This window comes from Pseudovibrio sp. Ad46, assembly GCF_001623065.1.
GTDB lineage: Bacteria > Pseudomonadota > Alphaproteobacteria > Rhizobiales > Stappiaceae > Pseudovibrio.
In genome coordinates this window covers 1-557 of record NZ_LMCG01000037.1, presented here as the reverse complement: position 1 = coordinate 557, position 557 = coordinate 1, and the positions used below count along the sequence as shown (strand labels likewise).

1 protein-coding gene is annotated in these 557 nt (G+C 46.7%); it reads left to right on the top strand.

The genetic code is table 11. The features are described 5' to 3' along the window. Positions 1-557, top strand: a 557-nt coding sequence (locus tag PsAD46_RS06615) for an FG-GAP repeat protein (RefSeq protein ID WP_193776920.1), incomplete at both ends; no start/stop codon positions are given.

Genomic DNA, 557 nt, shown 5'->3' with positions numbered 1-557 from the left:
GGCAAGATAGTTGCCTCAGATGGTGATAGAAGTGATTGGTTTGGCTACAGCACACAGATGAATGATCATGGTGTTGTTGTTGCAGGTTCTCACTATGATGATGACAAGGGGAACACATCCGGCTCTGTCTATGTCTACACACCGGATGGTGATGGTTATGTTGAGACCAAACTTGTCGCCTCTGATGGTGCAAAGGATGATTACTTTGGCTATCAGACTGTGATCAACAATTCCGGCGTCATTGCTGTCAGTGCTATTTATGATGATGATAAAGGCGATTTTTCCGGGTCGGTTTATGTGTTTACCCCGACAGAAGGTGGGAGTTATGCAGAGGTCAAGCTGACAGCATCTGATGGAGTGGCAAGAGATTACCTTGGTGGCGATAGTCTTTCAATTAATGCCAACGGGGTCATAATTGCGTCTGCGTTTGGCACTGCAACCGATAAGATCTACATCTTTACGCCGGATGGTTCTGGTGGTTATACGGAAAGTAAGCTGGTTGCTGCGGGAAGTGATGGCTTCGGTGGTACGGTTAGCATCAATGATGACGGTGTTAT